Source organism: Anabaena sp. AL09, assembly GCF_001672255.1.
In the GTDB taxonomy this organism is placed as follows: Bacteria; Cyanobacteriota; Cyanobacteriia; order Cyanobacteriales; family Nostocaceae; genus Dolichospermum; species Dolichospermum lemmermannii.
Window position 1 is genome coordinate 59,000 of record NZ_LJOQ01000058.1, and the last position, 21,531, is coordinate 80,530.

24 protein-coding genes and 1 tRNA gene are annotated in these 21,531 nt (G+C 37.5%); 9 read left to right on the plus strand and 16 right to left on the minus strand.

The window, feature by feature from the left end:
• Positions 1 to 126: 126 nt before the first annotated feature.
• From AN490_RS11805 to AN490_RS11815, 3 genes are all read right to left on the minus strand, one after another.
• Entirely contained in the window at positions 127 to 495 is a 369-nt protein-coding gene (locus tag AN490_RS11805) for a hypothetical protein (RefSeq protein ID WP_015079484.1), read from the minus strand.
• Between the two features lie 113 nt (positions 496 to 608).
• On the minus strand, positions 609 to 845 hold the full coding sequence (locus tag AN490_RS11810) for a DNA-directed RNA polymerase subunit omega (RefSeq protein WP_015079483.1): 237 nt from the start codon (positions 843 to 845) through the stop codon (positions 609 to 611).
• 20 nt (positions 846 to 865) lie between these two features.
• Entirely contained in the window at positions 866 to 1,219 is a 354-nt protein-coding gene (locus tag AN490_RS11815) for a hypothetical protein (protein WP_235081973.1), read from the minus strand.
• A 144-nt stretch (positions 1,220 to 1,363) separates the two neighbouring features.
• Between AN490_RS11815 and AN490_RS11820 the strand changes: the two genes are divergently transcribed.
• Positions 1,364 to 2,152, plus strand: coding sequence for a TIGR01548 family HAD-type hydrolase (locus AN490_RS11820; RefSeq protein WP_271822825.1), 789 nt, complete (start codon positions 1,364 to 1,366; stop codon positions 2,150 to 2,152).
• Between the two features lie 74 nt (positions 2,153 to 2,226).
• Positions 2,227 to 3,612 carry a cytochrome P450 gene (locus AN490_RS11825; protein ID WP_300003407.1) on the plus strand — a complete coding sequence of 462 codons (1,386 nt, stop codon included), beginning with the start codon at positions 2,227 to 2,229 and terminating at the stop codon, positions 3,610 to 3,612.
• A gap of 81 nt (positions 3,613 to 3,693) precedes the next feature.
• Here the strand turns inward: AN490_RS11825 and AN490_RS11830 are convergent, their stop codons facing one another.
• A complete protein-coding gene (locus AN490_RS11830; RefSeq protein WP_300003409.1) occupies positions 3,694 to 4,974 on the minus strand; it encodes a glycosyltransferase in 1,281 nt (426 codons plus the stop codon).
• A 157-nt stretch (positions 4,975 to 5,131) separates the two neighbouring features.
• Between AN490_RS11830 and AN490_RS11835 the strand changes: the two genes are divergently transcribed.
• Complete coding sequence (locus tag AN490_RS11835; RefSeq protein WP_300003411.1) at positions 5,132 to 5,605, plus strand: tryptophan-rich sensory protein; 474 nt, start codon at positions 5,132 to 5,134, stop codon at positions 5,603 to 5,605.
• Positions 5,606 to 5,724: 119 nt separating this feature from the next.
• On the opposite strand, the gene AN490_RS11840 is transcribed toward AN490_RS11835, so the two are convergent.
• Positions 5,725 to 8,079 carry a ComEC/Rec2 family competence protein gene (locus tag AN490_RS11840; RefSeq protein ID WP_300003412.1) on the minus strand — a complete coding sequence of 785 codons (2,355 nt, stop codon included), beginning with the start codon at positions 8,077 to 8,079 and terminating at the stop codon, positions 5,725 to 5,727.
• Positions 8,080 to 8,183: 104 nt separating this feature from the next.
• Positions 8,184 to 8,672: a DUF4079 domain-containing protein gene (locus AN490_RS11845; RefSeq protein ID WP_300003414.1), complete on the minus strand. Its 489-nt coding sequence runs from the start codon at positions 8,670 to 8,672 to the stop codon at positions 8,184 to 8,186.
• Between the two features lie 786 nt (positions 8,673 to 9,458).
• Between AN490_RS11845 and AN490_RS11850 the strand changes: the two genes are divergently transcribed.
• Complete coding sequence (locus tag AN490_RS11850) at positions 9,459 to 11,120, plus strand: HEAT repeat domain-containing protein (RefSeq protein WP_300003416.1); 1,662 nt, start codon at positions 9,459 to 9,461, stop codon at positions 11,118 to 11,120.
• A gap of 238 nt (positions 11,121 to 11,358) precedes the next feature.
• Here AN490_RS11850 and AN490_RS11855 read toward each other — a convergent pair whose 3' ends face one another.
• A complete protein-coding gene (locus AN490_RS11855) occupies positions 11,359 to 11,688 on the minus strand; it encodes a XisI protein (protein WP_300003418.1) in 330 nt (109 codons plus the stop codon).
• A 204-nt stretch (positions 11,689 to 11,892) separates the two neighbouring features.
• Here AN490_RS11855 and AN490_RS11860 point away from each other — a divergent pair, with 204 nt between their 5' ends.
• Positions 11,893 to 12,084, plus strand: a complete 192-nt coding sequence (locus AN490_RS11860) for a type II toxin-antitoxin system HicA family toxin (protein WP_271836694.1) — start codon at positions 11,893 to 11,895, stop codon at positions 12,082 to 12,084.
• On the plus strand, positions 12,084 to 12,296 hold the full coding sequence (locus AN490_RS11865; RefSeq protein ID WP_015078826.1) for a type II toxin-antitoxin system HicB family antitoxin: 213 nt from the start codon (positions 12,084 to 12,086) through the stop codon (positions 12,294 to 12,296). The genes AN490_RS11860 and AN490_RS11865 overlap by 1 nt, the downstream gene beginning before the upstream one ends.
• A gap of 516 nt (positions 12,297 to 12,812) precedes the next feature.
• On the opposite strand, the gene AN490_RS11870 is transcribed toward AN490_RS11865, so the two are convergent.
• The 4 genes from AN490_RS11870 to ndhL all read right to left on the minus strand — a co-directional run bounded on the left by AN490_RS11870 (position 12,813) and on the right by ndhL (position 15,136).
• Positions 12,813 to 13,481, minus strand: coding sequence for a heterocyst differentiation related protein (locus AN490_RS11870; RefSeq protein WP_168695859.1), 669 nt, complete (start codon positions 13,479 to 13,481; stop codon positions 12,813 to 12,815).
• Positions 13,482 to 13,720: 239 nt separating this feature from the next.
• Complete coding sequence (gene trpA, locus AN490_RS11875; protein WP_300003424.1) at positions 13,721 to 14,524, minus strand: tryptophan synthase subunit alpha; 804 nt, start codon at positions 14,522 to 14,524, stop codon at positions 13,721 to 13,723.
• 64 nt (positions 14,525 to 14,588) lie between these two features.
• Positions 14,589 to 14,900, minus strand: a complete 312-nt coding sequence (locus AN490_RS11880) for a DUF3007 family protein (RefSeq protein ID WP_015078835.1) — start codon at positions 14,898 to 14,900, stop codon at positions 14,589 to 14,591.
• A 26-nt stretch (positions 14,901 to 14,926) separates the two neighbouring features.
• Complete coding sequence (ndhL, locus tag AN490_RS11885; protein WP_080683924.1) at positions 14,927 to 15,136, minus strand: NAD(P)H-quinone oxidoreductase subunit L; 210 nt, start codon at positions 15,134 to 15,136, stop codon at positions 14,927 to 14,929.
• A 406-nt stretch (positions 15,137 to 15,542) separates the two neighbouring features.
• Between ndhL and AN490_RS11890 the strand changes: the two genes are divergently transcribed.
• A tRNA-Leu gene (locus tag AN490_RS11890) sits at positions 15,543 to 15,627 on the plus strand.
• 90 nt (positions 15,628 to 15,717) lie between these two features.
• On the opposite strand, the gene AN490_RS11895 is transcribed toward AN490_RS11890, so the two are convergent.
• A complete protein-coding gene (locus tag AN490_RS11895) occupies positions 15,718 to 16,485 on the minus strand; it encodes a ChaB family protein (protein WP_015078837.1) in 768 nt (255 codons plus the stop codon).
• A gap of 277 nt (positions 16,486 to 16,762) precedes the next feature.
• Between AN490_RS11895 and AN490_RS11900 the strand changes: the two genes are divergently transcribed.
• Positions 16,763 to 17,614 carry a polysaccharide deacetylase family protein gene (locus AN490_RS11900; protein ID WP_300003429.1) on the plus strand — a complete coding sequence of 284 codons (852 nt, stop codon included), beginning with the start codon at positions 16,763 to 16,765 and terminating at the stop codon, positions 17,612 to 17,614.
• A 6-nt stretch (positions 17,615 to 17,620) separates the two neighbouring features.
• On the opposite strand, the gene AN490_RS11905 is transcribed toward AN490_RS11900, so the two are convergent.
• From AN490_RS11905 to AN490_RS11915, 3 genes are all read right to left on the minus strand, one after another.
• Positions 17,621 to 18,010, minus strand: coding sequence for an alr0857 family protein (locus tag AN490_RS11905; protein WP_015078839.1), 390 nt, complete (start codon positions 18,008 to 18,010; stop codon positions 17,621 to 17,623).
• A 16-nt stretch (positions 18,011 to 18,026) separates the two neighbouring features.
• Positions 18,027 to 18,545, minus strand: a complete 519-nt coding sequence (locus tag AN490_RS11910) for an HNH endonuclease (protein ID WP_148761764.1) — start codon at positions 18,543 to 18,545, stop codon at positions 18,027 to 18,029.
• Positions 18,546 to 18,645: 100 nt separating this feature from the next.
• Positions 18,646 to 18,861 carry a hypothetical protein gene (locus tag AN490_RS11915; RefSeq protein WP_015078841.1) on the minus strand — a complete coding sequence of 72 codons (216 nt, stop codon included), beginning with the start codon at positions 18,859 to 18,861 and terminating at the stop codon, positions 18,646 to 18,648.
• 83 nt (positions 18,862 to 18,944) lie between these two features.
• Between AN490_RS11915 and AN490_RS11920 the strand changes: the two genes are divergently transcribed.
• The gene (locus AN490_RS11920; RefSeq protein ID WP_168634247.1) at positions 18,945 to 19,280 is read left to right on the plus strand and encodes a ribbon-helix-helix domain-containing protein; all 336 of its coding nucleotides are present in this window, start codon (positions 18,945 to 18,947) and stop codon (positions 19,278 to 19,280) included.
• Between the two features lie 261 nt (positions 19,281 to 19,541).
• Here the strand turns inward: AN490_RS11920 and AN490_RS11925 are convergent, their stop codons facing one another.
• A complete protein-coding gene (locus AN490_RS11925; RefSeq protein WP_300003432.1) occupies positions 19,542 to 21,215 on the minus strand; it encodes an AarF/ABC1/UbiB kinase family protein in 1,674 nt (557 codons plus the stop codon).
• Positions 21,216 to 21,531 lie beyond the last annotated feature (316 nt).

Below are 21,531 nucleotides of genomic sequence, written 5' to 3' on the forward strand. Positions count from 1 at the left end.
CATACCACAGGGATTAAAATCCCTCGTGTCGCTTCCCTCTGTTGGGAGCCAAGCCACGCTCGTTTCCCACTTACCGCGAGGTCTTATGAGAATTTCCAAAAATACACATTTATATTTCATAGATGTCTAATGGCTAGGAATACGAAATAGATAAAAGCCAGCAAGTGTAAAAATGAAAATCGTAGTTGCAGAATAAACAATTACATCTTTCACTAAAAAGGAAATCCAATCTTTTCTCAATTCTTGTTTAAACTTGAGTTCTCGTAATTTACGCTCAAGCTCTATATCTTCTTTATCAGGTAATCTGGTATAAGGACTAATCTCCAAATCATCAATCAATTCTTCTGTAGCATTTGCATTTTGCCAATTATCTAATGGAGAATTAGAATCAGCCAAGACAATTGGCAAATTATCCTGATTTTGATTTTTGATCTCTTTTCTAATTACCTTTTTGACAATTTTGACGATTAAAGCTTCTAAATTTTTATCCGCCATATCTAGTAAAGTAAAATATTTTAATCATGAAGACTCAAAATAAATTAGTATTTTCTTCATTATCCAAAATACCGCCAAACCCTTGACAGGTATGACGGTGATTAGTTTACCTTTTATAGTTCCCCAATAATTTCTGGCTGATTTAATTCATCAGACATTTCGATAATTGCTCTGAGAACAGGCTTCATTATGGAATCTTCGTTATTTTCAAAATCTTCATAACGTCGCCGTTTAGCACGATTTGCAACTTGTACCGTAATGCGATAGCGATTTGATGCAGCACTAATTAATTCTTCTGCACGGTGCATGATTTGAGACTGAGTTGTCTCGAACTTAGAACGTTTAAGCATAATTGATAACTCTGGAGATTCTATCCCAGTTTACTCGGATTTTTCAATTTTAGAGATGGAAAGGAAAATGATCCTTGGGAAATTTGCCTAACTAAGAGAATCAAACTAAGAATTTGGCGCATTTGTTGAATTTGCTGTTTAAGTATTTGGTTCTCTAATCGGAGATTGCGAATTTTTTCTTTACCGATATAAATATTATCTGGTACTGTATGTAGGGCTGCATAACTAGCACGTTCATATTGATTAAATGTATCTGTTATAAATGCTAAAGTATCTTTTGCTTTTCGTAATTGTTGAGCTAGATAAAGGAGCATGAGGGAAATAAGGATATTAATCAGGACAACGATAGTTACCATTTTTATGTTGTTTGCCACTGATTTAATCAAAATTGTAGGTCTATTATATCAGCATTGTCACTTTTTATCTGGGGATCTCTTTTATTTTGAGGCATGACGCTGCTGAAAAAATCAAATAGGATTACTATAGAATTTTATAATTATCCTTTGCCAATTTCTTCCATGACCGAAAACACAAAAGCAATAGTTATATTTGATATAGACGGGGTTATCCGTGACGTGAGCGGTTCATATCGTCGCGCTATCTCCGATACAGTAGAGTATTTCACTACCCAAGCCTATCGTCCCACACCTGTAGACATTGATAACCTCAAATCTGAAGGAATTTGGAATAACGATTGGGAAGCCTCCCAGGAATTAATTTACCGTCATTTTATCAGTCAAGGACAGCAGCGACAAGAAATACAATTAGATTATGCCAACATAGTTACTTATTTTCAAAGCCGTTATCGCGGTACAGATACCAAAAATTGGAATGGCTATATTTGTCATGAACCTTTATTAGCACAGCCGAGTTATTTTCAAGAATTAACAAAATCTGGTATTGCTTGGGGTTTTTTCAGTGGTGCTACTCGTTTGAGTGCTAACTACATTTTAGAACAACGTTTGGGTTTACAATCTCCTGTTTTAATTGCTATGGAAGACGCACCTGGTAAACCAGATCCGACTGGACTTTTTGCTACTATTAATATATTAGAAAATGGTAGTAATCAAAAACCAACAGTTGTATATGTAGGTGATACGGTAGCAGATATGCACACTGTGGAAAAAGCAAAAGCTGTAGATAATTCTCGGACTTGGTTAGGTGTAGGAGTTTTACCTCCCCATGTTCAGGAAACAGTAGAAGGATGTGAAGCTTATACACAGAAACTAATACAATCTGGGGCAAAGATAGTGTTGAATAATGTCCAAGAATTAACAATTAGGACAATTTCTAAATTAGAATTGTGATCTCATTCAATGAGATTTTTTTTCATTACCTACCCGATATTCATTTAATTTGTAATCATAGGAAATTCATCAAAATGTCTAATCTTAAACTACCTGATGGACCAAAAACCCACCCTTGGATACAGACATATCAATGGTTAAAAGATCCTTTGGGATATATGGAAGAATGTGCTAAAAACTATGGTGATATTTTTACTTTGAGAGTTGGTCCAGTTTTCACTCCGCAGATATTTATTAGCAACCCCCAAGGGATTCAACAGATTTTCACCACAGATACCAAACAGTTAGATTCTGGTGAACCAGCAGGAGTTCAAGCCCCTTTATTGGGAAGACAATCTTTATTAGCATTAGAAGGGAAACCTCATCAACGTCAACGTAAATTATTAACTCCTCCTTTACATGGAGAAAGAATGTTGGCTTATGGTGATTTAATTAGCGAAATTACTCAGCAAGTTACTAATAAATGGCAAATTGGACAAACATTTAATATCCTTTATTCTATGCAAGAAATCTCTTTTGAAGTGATTTTAAAAGCTGTATTTGGTTTACAGGATGGCTCACATTATGAGCAATTGAAGACATTATTATTAAAGATTCTCAATCCTAAACAACCTTTTTTGCGAGCCATGATGTTAGTTTTTCCCTTCTTGCAAAAGGATCTAGGTGCGTGGAGTCCTTGGCACAAATTCTTACAGTTAAAAGCTGAAATTGACGAAGTTATCTATGCGGAAATTAAGGAACGTCAAGAAAAACCCGATTCATCTCGCAGTGATATATTATCTTTGATGATGGCTGCTAGAGATGAAAATGGTCAACCTATGAGTGATGTTGAATTACGAGATGAATTGATTACTTTATTGATAGCTGGTCATGAAACTACCGCGACTTCTTTAACATGGGCGCTTTATTGGATTAATCATGTCCCACAGGTAAGAGCAAAATTATTGCAAGAATTGGATAATTTGGGTGAAAATCCAGATGCAAATGAGATTTTTAAATTACCCTATTTAAATGCTGTTTGTTCAGAAACATTGCGAATGTATCCGGTGGCCATGTTGGCTTTAAATAGATTGGTAAAATCACCCTTTGAGTTGATGGGTTATAATTTAGAACCAGGAACTATTGTTATTCCTTGTATTTATCTCACTCATCATCGAGAAGATTTATATCCTGATTCTCAACAGTTTAAACCAGAGCGTTTTTTAGAACGGCAATTTTCTCCTACTGAGTTTGTACCTTTTGGTGGTGGAAATCGTCGCTGTATTGGCATGGCTTTTGCTTTATTTGAAATGAAATTGGTATTAGCAAATGTGCTATCTAATTGGAATCTAGAATTGGCTGATACTCAACCAGTACAACCTGCAAGAAAGGGGGTTTTATTGGGTCCTAGTGGGGGTGTGAAAATGATTGTGAAGGGGAAAAGAGAGAAAAATCAGCCAGTTCTAGAAAAAGCGCGTTAGAGGGTGTTTTTAAGAGGTGTGTTAGCTACGCTAACGCACCCATAATTTTTTTGCTCAATAATGTAGGATACTCAATAATAATTAAACTCTTTGATTTAAAACAGGTTTACCAGTAGATATAGCCTGTTCCACAATATCAATCGCTCGCTTTGTTCCCCCAGCTTTCTTAATTGCTGCTTGTAACCGCAAAGCATTCTTTTGATAACTATCTTCCGTCAACACCTTTTTAATAGCAGTCCGCAAATTATTAACATTAACTTTTTTCACAGGAATAGCTTCCCCAGATCCTGACCAAACTATCCGCGAAGCTACTCCTGGTTGGTCATTTGCAATAGGAATAGCTACCATTGGTACACCATTATTTAAAGATTCCAAAGTTGTATTCATGCCAGCATGAGTAATAGTCAGAGTTGTTTTTTGTAACAATTCTAATTGTGGTGCATAACCTACAACTAAAGGATTTCCAAGTAGTCCCTTTAAAGCTTCAGGACTTGCAGAACCACCTAAAGAAATTACTAATTGGGCATCTAACCCGTTACAAGCTTCCGCAATATAGTGGAAAATTTCCAATAAGCGATTTTGGATAGTTCCCATTGAGGCGTAAATGAGGGGTTGTCCAGTCAGCTTTTCAAATGGAAAAGGAGTTGGTTCTCTACTGGAAATATTATTGTAAGGACCAGTGAAATGAAAGCAATTAGGTAAATTCTGCCTGGGAAATTCAAACTCACTGGGTTGTTGACAAAGTTGAGCAAGTTTTGAGTAATAATCATTGGGATTCAAGATAGGCTGTAAATTCCATTCAGACCGATACTCATTAATAACATCTCGAATAGGTTTCCCCGCACGGTTTAATAGCTTATAACCTGCCCAGTTGCGTACTTTTGCCCAATGGGAAGAATTATAACTCCAAGATGTACTAAAAGGTGGAACACTTACATCTCGATTAATCATTAAGGCAGAAGCACAGCTAACAAAGGGAATGTTGAGAGACTCAGCAATACTCCCTCCCTCAGGAGCAACTTGATCTACTATAAGTGCATCTATACCTGCTTGTTTAATTAAGGTTGGAACTTCGCGCAGGGTGACAACTGCCCCTTGTTGTATATATTTGATCGTATATCGCAATGCAGCAAATCCGCTCATTTTTCCTAATTCGGTAAATAGTTCCTTCATGAACCCTTTAGGAAAATCAGACTCACCAATTGACTGAAATTCTAACCCTGCTGCTATGGCCTTTGGTTCAGCATCAAGAATACCAAATAAAGTAACGCGATGACCCTGTTTTTTTAATTCATACCCTAAAGTAGTCATAGGGTTGAGGTGTCCAGATGCCGCAGGACATATTAAGCCATAATGAGTCATAATCGTGTTTTCTCCTTATTTATAATGATATATACCAGAAAACTGCCCCATAGATTCAACGCAGATCACTGTAGTAGGTTTGGATCTATGTTTAAAATACTTTATTAGTGTAATATTATTGCGTCAGACTTTCACCGAGGTCAGCACCAAAGCAATTATGATTAAATCTTGGATGATAATTGGTAGTATAGCATTCTTAGTAGGCTTCGCTGGTAACTGGATTACACCCAACCAGAGTCAATGGTTTCGGCATTTACAAAGACCCAAATGGTTAACCTTTGAATCAGCAATTCCCCTGATTTGGACTATAATTTTTATCTGTGGTGCTTGGTCAGCTTACATCATTTGGGAACACAGCCCAAATACCGAAATAACCCGCTTAATGATGGGTTTGTACCTACTACTAGAGATATTTACTATAGCTTACAGCCCTGTAATGTTACGTTTTCGCAGTCTTATCGCTGGTACAATCCTCGGTGGTACAGGATTACTCATTTGTCTGTTAATCACACTTGCAGTCTTATCAGTATCCCTCTGGGCAGCATTACTATTATTGCCCTATTTACTTTGGAGTCCCATAGGTACATACACCACATGGCAAATGAGTCGTCTTAATCCCCAAGATGCTTAAGCAGAAAAGTTGAAAGTCTCTTTGTGTTTGACTTTCAACTTTTGATAATAGATTATATCTCTTTCTTCCTTTGCGTCTTTGCTCCTTAGCGTCTTTGCGCGAAACAAAATCAAGATTTATTACAAAACAGAAGATTTATTTTCTGTCGTCTGAATGAAAGTTTGAAAATTCCCATTGGGTGTCCATTGAATTGCACCATCTTTACCAGTCAAGAAAAGTTTTGTTTGTCCTTTACTCAAAGAAGATAATACTTTACTATCTAGATTATTAGCAGGAGCAATCGCTATTTGTGGTTTGAGTGCTAAAACTAAATCCTGTAAAGATTCTGATGGACACCACAACACCTGGGGAGAAGATAAATCCCCACTCTTAATCAATTCTGCAATTTGTTGAGACTTAATATTTCCTACCAATAACCAATTCTGATTAAAAATTTGTAACTTTAAAATCGGTACTTGATCATTAATTAATTGTGCTGTAATTGTCGGATTATTTATAGATTGACCAACTGCTAAATTCTGATAAATTCCTTGCTGTTTTTGAAGTTCCTTTTGTAGTAATTGAGTTCCAATATTGTCTGCTAACTTAGGAGTATATTCATATAAATTCTTAATTGGTAAACTTTGCATAATTTCCAACCAAGCATCATTGGTATAACCAGGAAACTTACTAGCGATCGCCCAATTAATTTGATTTATTCCTTGCTGCCTTAAAAATGGTAAAATAGTAAATCTACCAGTCCCTTCATTCCCCCCATTAATGACCGTAATATTCCCCCGATCTTGAATTACTAAGACAGGTTCATTTTTAGTATCTAACAAAGTAATTCTCACCAAATTATTAGCAGAATGCCAAACAGGAAAAATCACCAAACCAACTGCAATTAAACCTGCAAACCACCAACGTTTTTGCCACCACCGGACTAACCAAACTAAAATAATTAAAAGATAGATAGTCAACATTTGCCAAATTGATATACTACCAACTGGTATCTGGCTTCCTGGTAAATGATCGAAAAATTCCACCATTTGAATTAACCAATGGGTAGGATAATATAAAAAACTGGCTAAAGTGCCACCTAAATCTGGTGAAATTAAACTTACCAAACCGCTAATCATTCCCCCAATACTAATCACAGAAATAAATGGTGTCGTCAAAATATTGAGAGGCACACTATAAACTATAATCACACAAGCAAAATCCAGCAATCGAGGTAAAGTCCAAATTGTAGCTGCTAAAGGTACAGAAATTAAAGAAGCGATCGCAGGTGGTAGCCAATCTAAACGTTGAGTAATTGGTGATGCTGTGACAATTAACCCCAAGGTTGCTAAAAAACTCAATTGAAAACCTAAATTCCAAATCCACAAGGGATTAAATAACAATAATAATGTTGCTGCTATTAACAAAGACCCCAATTGTTTAACATTTTTTTCTAACGCTAAACCCAGCAAAGCCGCAAAACCCATAATTTCGGCTCTTAATACCGCAGGTTCAAAACCTACTAAAAACAAAAACACAATTAAACTCAAGCCACCCAGGGTAATCTGCGTCGCTTTATTTGTACGTCTTGTTAGCTGTAAAACTACACCTAAAATTAGAGAAGTTTGAAACCCAGATGCAGCTAAAGCAGGAGCTAAACCTGTCCTGACAAATAAATCCCGGATATCATAAGGTAAATCAACAGCCTTACTACCTAAAACCATTGCACTGACAAGGGGACCTTCAGGAACACCTAATAAACGAGCTTGCGATCGCCCAATTTTCTCACGAATTTGCCACCATCCCCAAGGACGTTCATCATCAAGAATATTAATTTGCTTACCAATTAAACCCGCAAACGTCCCCTCTTGTCGCAAATATTTCTGAAAATCAAAACCACCAGGATTTGAAGCTGCTGTGGGTTTATACAAAAATCCCGTCACCGCAATTTGTTGTCCAGGATATAAACCAGTAGATTGCAGTATTGGTACAGTTACATATAACCTCCCCGTCACCCCCTTGGGGATTCCCGCAGGGCCCTTATCATTTTTCACTTCATCCAACTGAGTCGCTGCTAACCAAAATTGTCCCCGTTGACTACGAGTTGCGCGGGGATTACTATCCACCAACCCACGGACAATCACCAATTGTTCAAGATTACTATTATCCCCATCTGCAAATTGACTAATATCTTTGATTCCCGGTTGAGGGACTCGGAATTGAAAATAAACAGTAGCCAATAAACCCACAACACCAGCTATTAACCATATTCTAGGATGGGGAGTACCTGCCCAGTTATTAACTACTGTTTTCTGTTTCGTAACGGCATTTTCTTTTTTGAGAGCAAATTGCCGCAGATTAGCATATATGCGGCGAAAGAAAACCGCTCCCACCACACCCAACAGCAGAATCCACACACCACCCCAAGGAATAGCCGTAAACAGCAAACCCAAAATATAACTAAGACAGATAATTATTCCACTCGTCTGCATCATAAAAATTTAATTGCCAAAGCACCCAGTTCAGAGAATACCGCATAAATATTTAACCTGCTTGGGAAAGATATAATTCATCTTTGGTGACTTTGGCAATAATAACATCACAAAGAAATGCCTAAATTTAACCCTAATACAGCATGAACAAACATAATCAAAAGAGTTGTAGACCCCAAATAAGCATGAACTGCACGCAAACCAGCTTTATTTCCAAAAAATCCACTTAGAGAAATTACACCATTAATTAACAACAGTATTAGTACCAGTGAACCCGTCCAAAAATGAGGACTTTCAAACAGTGGTTTTTGCTGCATCACTAAAGATAAAATCCCACCAGTATAGCCACCTGCCAAAAATACAAACAACCAAGGAGCTAATTGACGATGAGCATTACGGCTTTGAATAGCTGCATCCTTATCCTTCCCCTCCAGCAACTTTCCGCGCCAACCCGTCACCCCCACAAAAGTCCCTACCACAAAAATCACAATTCCCATCATCGCTGGATGTCCCCAATGCACAATCGGTTCAGGAACACCTAGAGAACGAAACCAAGCTGCAATGGGTTCTAGTAGTTGACTCAATTTTTCTGCCATCTTCTTTATATTTCTTAACCTTAACTAATTTTAACTTAGTTAGGACTTAAGTGATTTAATCTGTTATTAATAACAATACTATTGCCAATTTTCCAAAATATGTCTGAAATCCAATAAAATCGTGACGATATCAATAGGGTTTCAGGGATTTGGCAATAGTATTGTAATAATCAATACTATTGCCAAAATAAGAGCCTTGATAATTTTTGGCAAAAACGGCAAAAATAATCATATATAAGCGTTTCGATGAAAAGGTAGTTTAGAATCTAAAACCCTTATCCTACCGTCAATACATTTAAAAAATCCTTGTCGGAAACCTTTAAGGAATTTTTAGGGGTGATTGTTTTTGCCAAGCCTAGCGAGGAACGGGAGTTCATGGTTAAAGCATTATCATCTCACCCTCGTAATTTGACTAAGGTATTGACTAATACTTTAATATTTTTCGTGTCTCTATCTATGATCAAGATAAAAATGTCAATTTTGAGTAATTAACTGGCAATTATTAAGAAAATTTAAAATTATTTCATTTTTACATTTACGGGTAATATGATCATAAGTCGTAAGTAATTAACACAAAAATAGTATTTGATTTTGCAAATATTTGTAGGGTGAACAATGCCGACCTGATGAGGGTTTTGCTGGCAATTGCTCACTACACTACTGAAAATTTTGCGGGTATCATTTATGATTTTTAAGTCAATTTCTTACACAAAAGTTTCAAATTCATGGAAAAATTTCCATGAATAACCATAAAAAAGTCATTAAAAATTAGGAAGGAAGCAATTCATGCCTGAACAAAAATTTGTTCTCACCTTTGATGGTGTGAATGATCGGATTGAATTGTCTAAAGGGTTTTCCACCATTGAAAAGGCCATCACTATCGAGTTTTGGGCTAAAGGAGAAAATAGTCTCTCACAGCAGACCAGTATTTTATGGGCTTATGACGCTCAAAATGCCCGCGTTTTAAATATTCACCTGCCTTGGCAGCACACCGCAGATACCCGTATTTTTTGGGATGCGGGTAATCAAACTGGGTTTGACCGCATTGAAAAACCTGTCCAAATCACTGATTACAATGTCTGGACTCATTGGGCTTTTGTTAAAGATGCTGTCACCGGGCAAATGTACATTTATCAAAATGGCAAACTCTGGCATCAAGGCGGTGGACAAAACAGATCATTAAGCCCAATTCAAAAATTTGTCATTGGTTCTGCACCCAATGCTGTTTCTCCCTGGAAAGGCTCTCTCGCTGAATTTCGGATTTGGAATCAAGCCCGCACTCAATTAGAAATTGAACAGCAGATGAATCGCCGTCTGGTGGGTAGTGAAAGAGGATTATGTCTCTATCTTCCCTTGGATGGAGATGCTAATGATCGCACGATTGCCGGCAATCATGGCAAACTATACGAAACAACTTGGACAGAGACACAACTCCCTGTTCAACTGGAAACTCAACAACAATCTGTCCTCTCCTTTGATGGCAAAGACGACTTTATTTCCTGTGGTAAAGGGCAAAGTTATGACAAAGGAGTGAGATTTCTCGGTCTTTCTCAAACTATCACTTTAGAAGCTTGGATAAATTTATCTGCCGATTTAATCACAGCTTTGAAGGATAACGATGACAGTGTTCGTAGAGGTGCGACTAATGCTTTGGAGAAAATAGGAAAGGAAGCAAAAACGGCTGTTCCCACCTTGATAGAAGCTTTAGAAGACAAAGATTCAACGGTTCGCCATCATGCTGCTATTGCTTTATGGCGTATTGGAGGGGAAATCAAAGTTGTTGTTCCCACCCTAATAGAAGCTTTGAAAGACAATGATTCAACAGTTCGCACCTTCGCTGCTATTGCTTTGTGGAAAATAGGAGTGGAAGCAAAACTTGCTGTTCCCGTCTTGATAGAAGCTTTAAAGGATAACGATCAGGCTGTTCGCTTGGCATCTGCTCTGGCTTTGGGGAGTACAAGAGGGGAAACCAAAGTAGTTGTTCCCGCATTGATACAAGCTTCAAAGGATAACGATGATATCGTTCGTAGTAGTGCTGCTCTTGCTTTGGCAAGTATAGGAAAGGAAGCGAAAGTGGCTATTCCTGCCTTGATAGAAGCTTTGCAAAACAAAGATGTCAATGTTCGCTCCTCTGCTGCGGCTGCTCTAGGGAATATGGGATGGGAAACTAAAGGGATTATTCCTCTATTGATAGAACCATTAAAGGATCAATATCAATATAGTGGATACCTTCTTGAAAAAGCTGCTGATGCTCTCAAGGTAATAGGTGAAAACTTTAAAAACAAAGCTGCCACAATGTCTAGTGCAGATTTAGATCAAGCTATATCAGATTTAGAAACAGCACTTTCAGCATTAAAAGGAACTCGGAATAAAAAATTAGAGTCCAATATACTCTCTGTAAATCGCTCTCTTTATTATCTGAAAAAAATCAAACAATCTCACAATTAGACAGAATACTAGCATGGACGGCCAAAAATCCTTTAGCAATAGGAGGATTGATTTGTATTATCTTCTTCCCATTTCTCTGGTTTAAATTATCGCAACTTCGGCGAAAACCAACTACTTAATTATCAATTATTAACCCAATCAATAGAGAAATTATGATAAGAGAAGTAAAAACACCACCAAGTAGAATTTACCATGATTATCTTATTTCCTTTATTAACAATGAAGAACATATAAATTATTATCCCAACGCAAAACCTGTAAATTGCCGTTTATAAGGAGCATGAAATCCTAAAACAATATCTTCTTTAGGGACACCAGCAGCCATTAATTCATTCGCAATACCAATTTCTGTACCATCTCTTTGTATCCAGATTTTATCATCTTTAATATCAACATGAATAATCACACCATAAGTTCTAATTTGTTGTTTCCAACCAATATTTAATACTTGATAATGATGACGTTGCGTATCAAAAAGCAATTGAATTTCTGTACCATTTGCAATATCATTAATAGAATGATTGCTTAAAATATCTTGAATAATTTGCGAGTAATTTATTCTTTCCATAAAACAATCTCCTGGGTTAAAAGTTAAAATTTTTTTGGTTATTTAGTCATCTTTAGATGACTTTTGCTATCAGACTGGGAATTCATTCCCAGCCGGGATATGGATTTTACATTAAAATAGTTAGGATATCTTGCATATTTTATCAGCGAGCTAGATAATTGATTATACAATAAATCAAACTATTGATTACAAATAGATGTTAATATGAAAGTGCGAGCAGTGATTCAGCGACTAGAAGCTGATGGTTGGTATTTATCCAGAACTAGAGGAAGTCATCGTCAGTTTAAACATCCTCATAAACTTGGTACAGTTACAGTTTCCGGTAAACCTAATATTGACGTACCCATTGGTACACTCAAAAGTATTTGGAGACAAGCTCAATTGGAGGACGAATAATGCGTTATACAGTAGTAATTGAAAAAGGAAATACCAGTTATGGTGCTTATGTTCCCGACTTACCCGGTTGTATAGCCGTGGCTGAAACATTAGCAGAAGTTCAACAAATGATTGTAGAATCCATAGAATTTCATATAGAAGGTTTAATAGAGTTAGGTTTACCAATTCCTCAACCTACAAGTATCGCTCAGGAAGTTGAAGTTTTAATTTAAGTAGTAATATAGATATGAATAAATACCGAAATTGGCAACCTGTCCCTAAGAATGGTGGTAAAAAATGGAAACAATGAAATTGCTGGCACATATCGGCACAGATGGTATATTACCAGGTTGATGATACAAACAATCAGGTTATAGTAACTACTATTGCTCATCGTTCTAAGAGGTTGTTTGAAAAGTCTTAGGCTGTGATTTTAGGCACTTACAGATCCCTCCTAACCCCCCTTAGCAAGGGGGGAACTAGAGTCAAAGTCCCCCTTTTTAAGGGGGATTTAGGGGGATCTAAAAATATTCGATACACCATAAGGGACTTTTCAAACACCCTCTAAGGTTTATGAATAAAAACAAAAACTTAATTCGTGAAATGATTGAAGAAGGACGAAGATTTTAATGCAGTTTGTTTTACCCTCAGAAATACCAAAAAGTGGAATTTAATACTTAACCCCACTAATTGCATTCTGATTTTTGGTTTTTTGCCGTCTCAATGTCCCAACTATTCAGCACAACAACTTATTGCATTTCGTCGTATTCTGCCGTTTCTACCCTTCTAGATTCCATCCGAGAAGAGGGTAAAAACTCAGCCCGACGGACAGGATTTAAAGATGGTGCTTGTCCATTGTAGGGATGAATTACCTGAACTGTCCGAGTACCCCGCTGTTTTGGTGCAAACAAAGAAAGAACACCAGCCACCACAACACCCCCACCAATGGTCAATGTCGCACCACCCACAGCCCAAAGCATGGGTGAAGACCACCAATTATTTTGTTCAGGTTGTTGTAATGATGTCGCCATTTTTTGTTGATTAGCTTGTTGTGCTAATTGCCACTCCCGTTGGGTAAAGCTTTGAGCTTGTACCTGGAATTGTTGGTTTTGTAACTTGAGTTGCTCATTGTCGCTTTTCAACTTCTCCAATTGCATATTCATTTTCAGCTTTTCCATTTCTAGACGCTGATCAGAATTAGGAGCAGTTGGGGGTTGAGTAGTTGTGGGTTGATTAAAATAGGCAGGTTGCCCGTAATTGGGAGGATACTGCATTACCTGGGGAGCCATAACTGTCCCTGGCATTTGGGGGCTAACACCAAAATTCGATGGGATTGGGGTATTTGTTCCTTTCAGCAAGACTAAAGCCGCTAACCCAGCCACCGCGACTCCGCCAATAAATGCCATACTTTCGCTCATTGCTGTTACCCCTCAAATACTACAGAACAGTAACTCAGTTGTGACTGACACACTCTCACACGCATAATTTTTTGCCTACTTTGATAGTATATTTAAGTTAAGGGTCAAGATAAACCAGTGTATCAGTTAGTTTTTTTGTCTATCCTAAGATATGCTGTTATTATTTAAGACGATCACAGTCAAATTGTCCACTAAAAAATAACAAAAAAATACACTGTTTGGCAATTTCTCCCTTGGGTTTAAGAGGGATTTTTGATAGCTATCTTGAGACTTTGGCAAAATTGAGCGATCGCATCTAATCCCTGCTCTGGTGTACCTTCTGCCAGTCGTTTCACAATGGCACTACCCACAATTGCTGCATCTGCGCCCCATGCTTTCACTTGTCGCGCTTGTTCAGGATCAGAAATCCCAAACCCGACACCGATGGGTTTATCTGTAACATTGCGAATTTGTTGGAGTAAATCACCAACTCGTGTTTGCATTTGGGTTCGTATTCCGGTGACACCAGTAACACTGACCAAATAGATAAATCCCTGGGAAGCGCGAGCGATCGCTTCTATTCTTTCAGGAGAACTCGTAGGAGCTACCAATAAGGTTAAATCTATTCCCATCTCCGCCGCTGGTTTAATGAGTCCTGCTGACTCTTCCAAAGGCAAATCAGGCACAACTAAACCTGCTACCCCAGCATCTTTAATTTGCCCCAAGAACTTATCAACACCTCGATATAAAATCGGATTGTAATAGGTAAATAAAATAATCGGCGATCGCAAACTCGGACTAAGCCCCTTGAGCATCTCTAATACCTGCTCTAAAGTAGTTCCCCGTGCCAAAGCGCGAGTAGCCGCAGCCTGAATCACCGGACCATCAGCCAAAGGATCAGAATAGGGGACACCCAACTCAATGATATCAGCCCCAGAATTATCAAGAACCTGCAAAGCCTTAGCAGTAGTTTCTAAATCTGGATCACCAGCCGTAATAAAGGGAATCAACGCGCACTCTTGATTCCGTCTCAAATTTTCAAAGCAACGAGAAATAGCAGTCATTTCACCTAGTCAGTAGTTAGTGGTCAGTGGTCATTTGTCAACAAACCACTGAACAATAATAACCCTAAACCTGAGATTCTTTTTCCTCTTCAATCTTCGCTTGCAGTTTAGCTAATTCTTCCGGAGAAAGTTCATCAAGCCGCTTTTGCAAAAAAGCCGTTTCATAAGCTTCCCGTTGTTGATGGTAGGTCATTTTATTCCCCATCGCGCGGAAAAGATAGGTACATAACCAGCCAATTAAGCCAGCAATCAAGAAAACTTGACTCCAGATACCAGCATTCTGACTATCTAAACCTACTACTTGCAAACCCACATAAGCCAAGCCACCGGCGACAAAAACGCCGAAGCCAATACCAATCGCGTCAATACGTCGCATGAGAATTATGACCTACCAATCTTAATTTAAGCAATTTTTCGCGGACGGGGGTTCAAATTCACAAACGGGGAGAGAACTAGCAACCCCGGAAAGAAAAAGAACACTAAAAAGTACATAAACACCCGTTCCACAGAACCACAGGTATACCATCTTAAACTCAAGTAGAAAAAGACAGCAATGGGGATTACCAGCAAATAAGCGCCAGCCAAACTCAGATACAGTAGTGCTACAACCATATTCCTTACCGCAATTTGAACTATATTTGGTGCATTCACTTCCCATGATATGCCCAATGGCTAAGTTGAGGAAATCAGTAATTATCAGAACTGACGCGAAATATCTCTCAAAACCTCTTACCTTCGTGATCTTCGCTCCTTCGTGGTTCATTTATTCCTGGTTGATTTAATTGTGTTATTTTCCATCCCCCAAAAATAAATTGCCCAAAAATCGAAACTTATGATATAATTGTTTGCAGCCATTAAGCGTGAGCTAAATGGCTAACCTAAAATTTTGTTTCAGTGCTAAATGTCAAATATTAGCGTTAGCAAATAAAATTTTAAAATCTACTTGCCAAAAAAAAGCAATTAGTGGTATAACAGACAAGCGGGTGAATACTGCCTCAAAAACAGTAAATAACCTTACGGGAGCGTGGCGGAATGGTAGACGCTACGGACTTAAAATCCGTTGACCTTAAACGGTCGTGGGGGTTCGAGCCCCCCCGCTCCCATCTAAAAACTAATCGAAAATGCACCAAGTCTTTTGATTTGGTGCGTTTTTGTATTTAAAGATTTTAGGAACTTCCAATCAGGAAAACATCCTATCGCAAAACTTTAACTTTTGACCAAACGCCATTTTCATCTTCATCAAATCGCTTATGAACTTCATCCCAAGCCATTTGTTCAGATGTAAGTTTGTCCATATTATCATTCAGTGCAGTATTATAGCGTTCAATGAATATATTCTGAGCTTCTGGTGAAAGATGGGTGCGAACTTCAGGAGATAAATCATCTGAATTTTTGCATTTTCCAGGACAAGGATGAGGTAGTGTTTTGCCAATGATATTAATTTCTTCACCACCTGAACTTTCCAATAGTAATTGAAATTCGCCACTCCGATTGATCGGGACCTCGATCATTAATAAAAATTCACCAGCTTCTAAGCGGGTTTGATAAACCGTAGCTTTGTCTTCTGACATCCCCAAGGCAGTAAGAACTGATACCAAACCTGCCCCAGCACTACCAGCGAGCGCTCCACTTGCGGCCCCTAATAATATCGCTCCAATCGGACCTGCTGCCACAATTGGACCAACAAAGGGAATAAATAATACACCGACACCAGTTAATAAACTAAGGAAAGAACCAAATAAAGAACCAAAAATCGCCCCAGTTCTTAATCCTCCCAAAATTACATCCCGCTTAGTAATAAAGCCAGCAATTCTGGTTTCTGATTGAAAATTTCTGCCCAAGACGGATATATAATCGCTGGAAACGCCTCTATCTAGTAACCGATGAATTACATCATCAATTTGTTTCTGTTCTTTAAATATAGATGAGATGGTACGCTCTGCTTGATATGTTTCTGACATTTGTCCACTCATTTTACTGTGATTATTGACTGTGCCTATAAATACTAATTGAATTAAATATTTTCTTAATCAATCTTTAGAGAGAATTGGCTGTAATATTCAATAGATAAATCTCATCCCAATAAAAAAATCCTAGAAGTTGCGAAACCCCGCTTTTGATGACTTTTGTAAATGCAGTTTCTAACTGCCGATTTAGTCAAATCCTTACCCAACTAAGTTTTTTATTAATTTTGGAAGATTTCAATTTCCCAACCTGGAGAATATATCACAGAACTTTATGCCCAAAAATTATAATTCCTTTCCCACAAATAACCACAATAAAAGACTAAAAGTAATTGCTATTGCCGCAATAGCATTGTCTTTTACAGCTTGTACTAACATCCCAAATCCACGCCAATTAAAAACCAATAACGAACCCTTAAAAGTTGCCATTCCGACTAATCAAATTAATCCCAAATCACAACTACTAACTAAAGTTGAAAACCTAGATTTTACTGTCCCAGCTAAATATCAAGCAAAAACTATCTATAAAGTTGAACCCAGCAATAAAGAGAAAGTAATTGCTTTAACTATTGATGATGGTCCCTGGCCAAAAACCACCGCAGAAATGTTAGATATCCTCAAACGAAATAATGTAAAAGCTACATTCTTTTGGGTAGGAAGTGCCTTACAAGAAAATCCCGAAATTGCTAAACGAGTTGTAGCTGAAGGCCATGCTATTGGTAATCATACTTGGCATCATTGGTATCGAAAGATGGATGAAGCCACAGCTAAAAGTGAAATTGAAAAAACAAATGAATTAATCTATAAAACAACAGGTGTCAAAACATCATTTTTCCGTCCCCCTGGAGGCTATTTAAACAACGGATTAGCTGCTTATGCTAAAAGTCAGAAAAACTCCGTTGTTATGTGGTCAGTGACTTCAGCAGACACCGATCCGCGGGCAAAATATCAAGTATTTGTGAAAAATGTGATCAGAGATGCTAAACCCGGCGCAATTGTGTTAATGCACGATGGTGGCGGAAATCGGGAAAGAACAGTCAAAGCCTTGCCAGCAATCGTCAGCGGACTCAAACAGCAAGGCTACCGATTTGTTACAGTTCCTGAACTTTTAGAAATGCAGCCATGATCATCCTTACTCAGTGACCACAGAAGCACAAATTTGAGACTCTTGCCAAAGTTTATACAAAAAAAACTCCGTGCTATAGCTCATAGTGGTGACAAATACACCGACAGCATCATGATTACCATCAGATAACCAAGAACCATCGAGGGTAACTTCTAAGTATTCAGGATCACAGTTAGATAAGCCCATAATTTCACTATCATGGCGATTTACTTCGGCTTTTAGTCTTTCTACTCCTGGCAAATCAAGAGGTAGCATAAAGGAAGCTGTGGTGGGTTCAATCCGCAAAGTTTGACTGACACGCAGTGCCAAAATCACTCTTTGGGCTACCCATTCCTCAAGAGATTGAGTGAGACACTCTAAATAAAAACAGTTTTCGGTGTAAGTTAATTTCAGCATTCCTTTTGCTCTCCTGTTATTCCAGGTTTGCTTGCATATCATTCCAAAACTTCTCAGCAAATATCACCGTTGGGTGAATAGGTGCTTTCGGTAATTTCCGCAAAGGCATTCCAGCTTCAGCGGGTGTTTTATTGCCTTTGCGAGAGTTACATTTTTCGCAGGCTATGACTACGTTATCCCAAGTATGTCGGCCACCTTTAGATCGGGGGATAACATGATCTAGGGTGAGATGTTTGTTAGTACCGCAATATTGACAACTGCTATGATCTCGTCGTAAAACCTCCCGACGATTGACTGGCGGAATTTTCCACATTCGTTCCGTAGCAGCAATTGTTAAGCGGATGTGCTTGGGTACAGACAGCACAAATCGAGATGAGTGAATTAACCAACCGTCTTCTGTCGAAAATTCTAATGGTTCGGCTTTATTGCTGACTAGCAACACTATCGCCCGCTTGATATTTATCCGACACAGTGGTAAGTAATTCTGGGAAAACACGACTACAGATTGCTCTAATACTTGGATTGCGCTTGTCACAGCCTAACTCCTTATAAAAAAACCCCCGGTTCTGTCTTAGACGCTGCGGGGGTTAACAATTGACCTGATGGTTTTCGTCTTATTTTGGTACAGCATTTCTTTACCTGTACCTCCCGCGTTTGATCTCTATTTGTGGTTTTGTATTCAGCAAATTCATGCTGGGATATTTAAAATCATAATTGCCTTTTGTTCTTTGCCCTTGATGTTGGCTATCCTTGCCCATAAATAAATTCTCCACGTCCGCAGCAGCAAATTCCCAACTGCCGAGGCGTTTGGTTGCTTGTGAAGAGGTAGAGATGGGATAAATGGATTTCACAGAAAATTTCACCTATTGAACATTCCTTTAAACATACTACACTTGTATTACTATCCTGTCTATACCTATAAGGAGAAAAAATCATGCAGACCATTACACGCACCCCAACAACTGATATGGAAGTTACCAGTATTCGTCTAGAACGGAAACTCAAGGAGAAACTTAAAGATATCGCTGGTAATCAGGGATATCAGTCTCTAATTCGAGATATTCTCTGGAATTATATCCAGCAAAAATCAGGTGAGTGGAAACCGCGTTTTTCTAAATCTGATATTCGCGCTAGTATTGCTGCTGTAGCCCAACAAGATGAGCGTTGTGTCCTCACAGGTAAATTAATTGCATCACAACAGTCAATGTTATTGGGATTGACGAGGAATGGTGATATGGTTCCTCTGAGTCTTGAGAGTTTGCTTGATTAGTCGGTAATTTTAGTTAATTTTACCCAGACGCTACCTTAGTAACTGGGTAAAATACTAATTTTTAGATTTATTTAAGACAATTTCCTGGATTAATTCAGGTTTACCGTGTTAATTCGGATGCAAAGCCTGAGATTTCCGGGTTAATTATAGAGGAATTACGGTTTATCTCTACTTCGAGACAGGATATCCTAAATGTCAGATTCACTCAATATCAAATTCTCAAATATCATGTTCACCTAATAGTCTGCAATCCTTACTTAGCTACTTTTTACCCATTTTTTCTATTTTCTCTATCACTGCTAATTTCATTAACGATTTAACTAATAAATATAGACAAAAAGCACATACACAAAAAATTGCGATCGCCCAATTATGATACTTGACGATGATCAAAATTAACCCCGTCAACAGACTAAACCCTGTTAAACAAGCATAAATTAATGTTTTGACTGCTAGATAAATTCGTCCTAATATGCGATCGCTTTCAACATTTTTAACTCTTAGTTGTAACTCTCCCCTTTCAATTCTTTCCTCTAATTTCTTAACTAAAACTTCGGTTTTATTCGGTTTTGTCAGTTGATATTGAATAAAATCCCTAGCTTGATGGCTTAATTGAGCGATTGTACTTCCTTTACTTTTTGTGACTGCCAGACTTTTGATAAATGCCTGGGATAATACTGTAGGATTATATTGAGGCTCTAAAGTCCTGGCAATACCATCTAATGTAGTTATAGCTTTTAAAATAAATGTCATTTGAGCAGGTAAGCGAAATGGTTGCTGTTCAAACATTTCATAAAGTTCAATTTTTACCTCACTCAATGCTTTAATATCTAAAGGTTTATCGGTGAATTTATCTAATAAAAATGTGACTAATCTTTTTACTGGAGTCATATCTGGGACAGGTTCAAGTAATCCCATACTCATTAAAGTATTTACAACCTCATTACTATCCTTTTTTAAAATAGCAAAAAAGGTTTTAATCATTTGATCTTTATCCAAAATTCCGATTTCTGCCATCATGCCAAAATCATAGAAGATAATACTACCATCTGGATTGACTGCCATATTCCCTGGATGGGGATCAACTTGGAAAAAACCATCTTGTAATAGTTGCTTTAAATAACAACAAATCCCCGTTTCATTTACCTGATGAATATTAATTCCGCAGGCTTCCAAAGCCGCTTTATCATTAATTTTAATTCCCGGTTTATATTCTAAAGTTAATATCTTCGTTGTCGTATATTGCCAATAGACTTTAGGGACAATAATTCGCGGATATCCATGAAAATTATCTCTGAATTTATCAGAATTTTTACCCTCTTGAATATAATCAATTTCTTGAAATAACAAATCAAAGAACTCATTGTAAATTGATTGTAAATTATACTTTCTTACCCCAGCAAAATATTTATTGCAAAACTTAATTAACTGTAATAATATTTTAAAATCTAAATTAAATAAAGCCTCTAAACCCGGACGTTGAACTTTAACAACCACCTCTTCGTTAGAGTATAATGTCGCTTTATGAACTTGACCTAAACTAGCAGCAGCCAAAGGATTAAATTCAAATTCTTTATAGATAAATTGTAGAGGTTTACCTAATTCTGATTCAATCATATTAATTGCCTCTTGACTACTAAAAGCCGGAACTTGATCCTGTAAAGTTCCCAAAGCTTCTATATATTCTAAGGGCAATAAATCGGCACGAGTGGACAAAGTTTGACCAATTTTAATAAAAGTAGCACCTAAATCAATTAAAGTATTCACCAACCAAGTAGCGCGGTTTTTCTTATGTTCTAAAGAATCTTGAGGAAAAATACTATCCCACCACAGAAATAACATAAATTTAGCCGCAGCCCTGAAAATGTCTATTTTTCGGGATAAGGTAGAATATTTAGTTTTTTGCCAACGAAACTTTTTAGACTTTGCCATCATAAATATAAACAAAATTTGATGTTTCCATGATTAATTGTTTATAATATAGCGGTAATTGTTGGCTATTTCTTTCCTAGCTCCTGAATAATTACACTGCATAGTATAAATTATTAAACACCGTCTCAATGAAGATTTGTAAACTAATCGTGTAGTAATTAGCCTGTGGTATATACAAGCAATTGACACAATAGTCCATACTAAACACTGTTGGGAAATGGACTTTTGCAAGATTACAAAGAACTTGGATGTGTAAGGGTTTAGCAGTGCTAAACCCCTACCTATTGAGCCGTATTGAGTATAACAAAATTAAATCTTG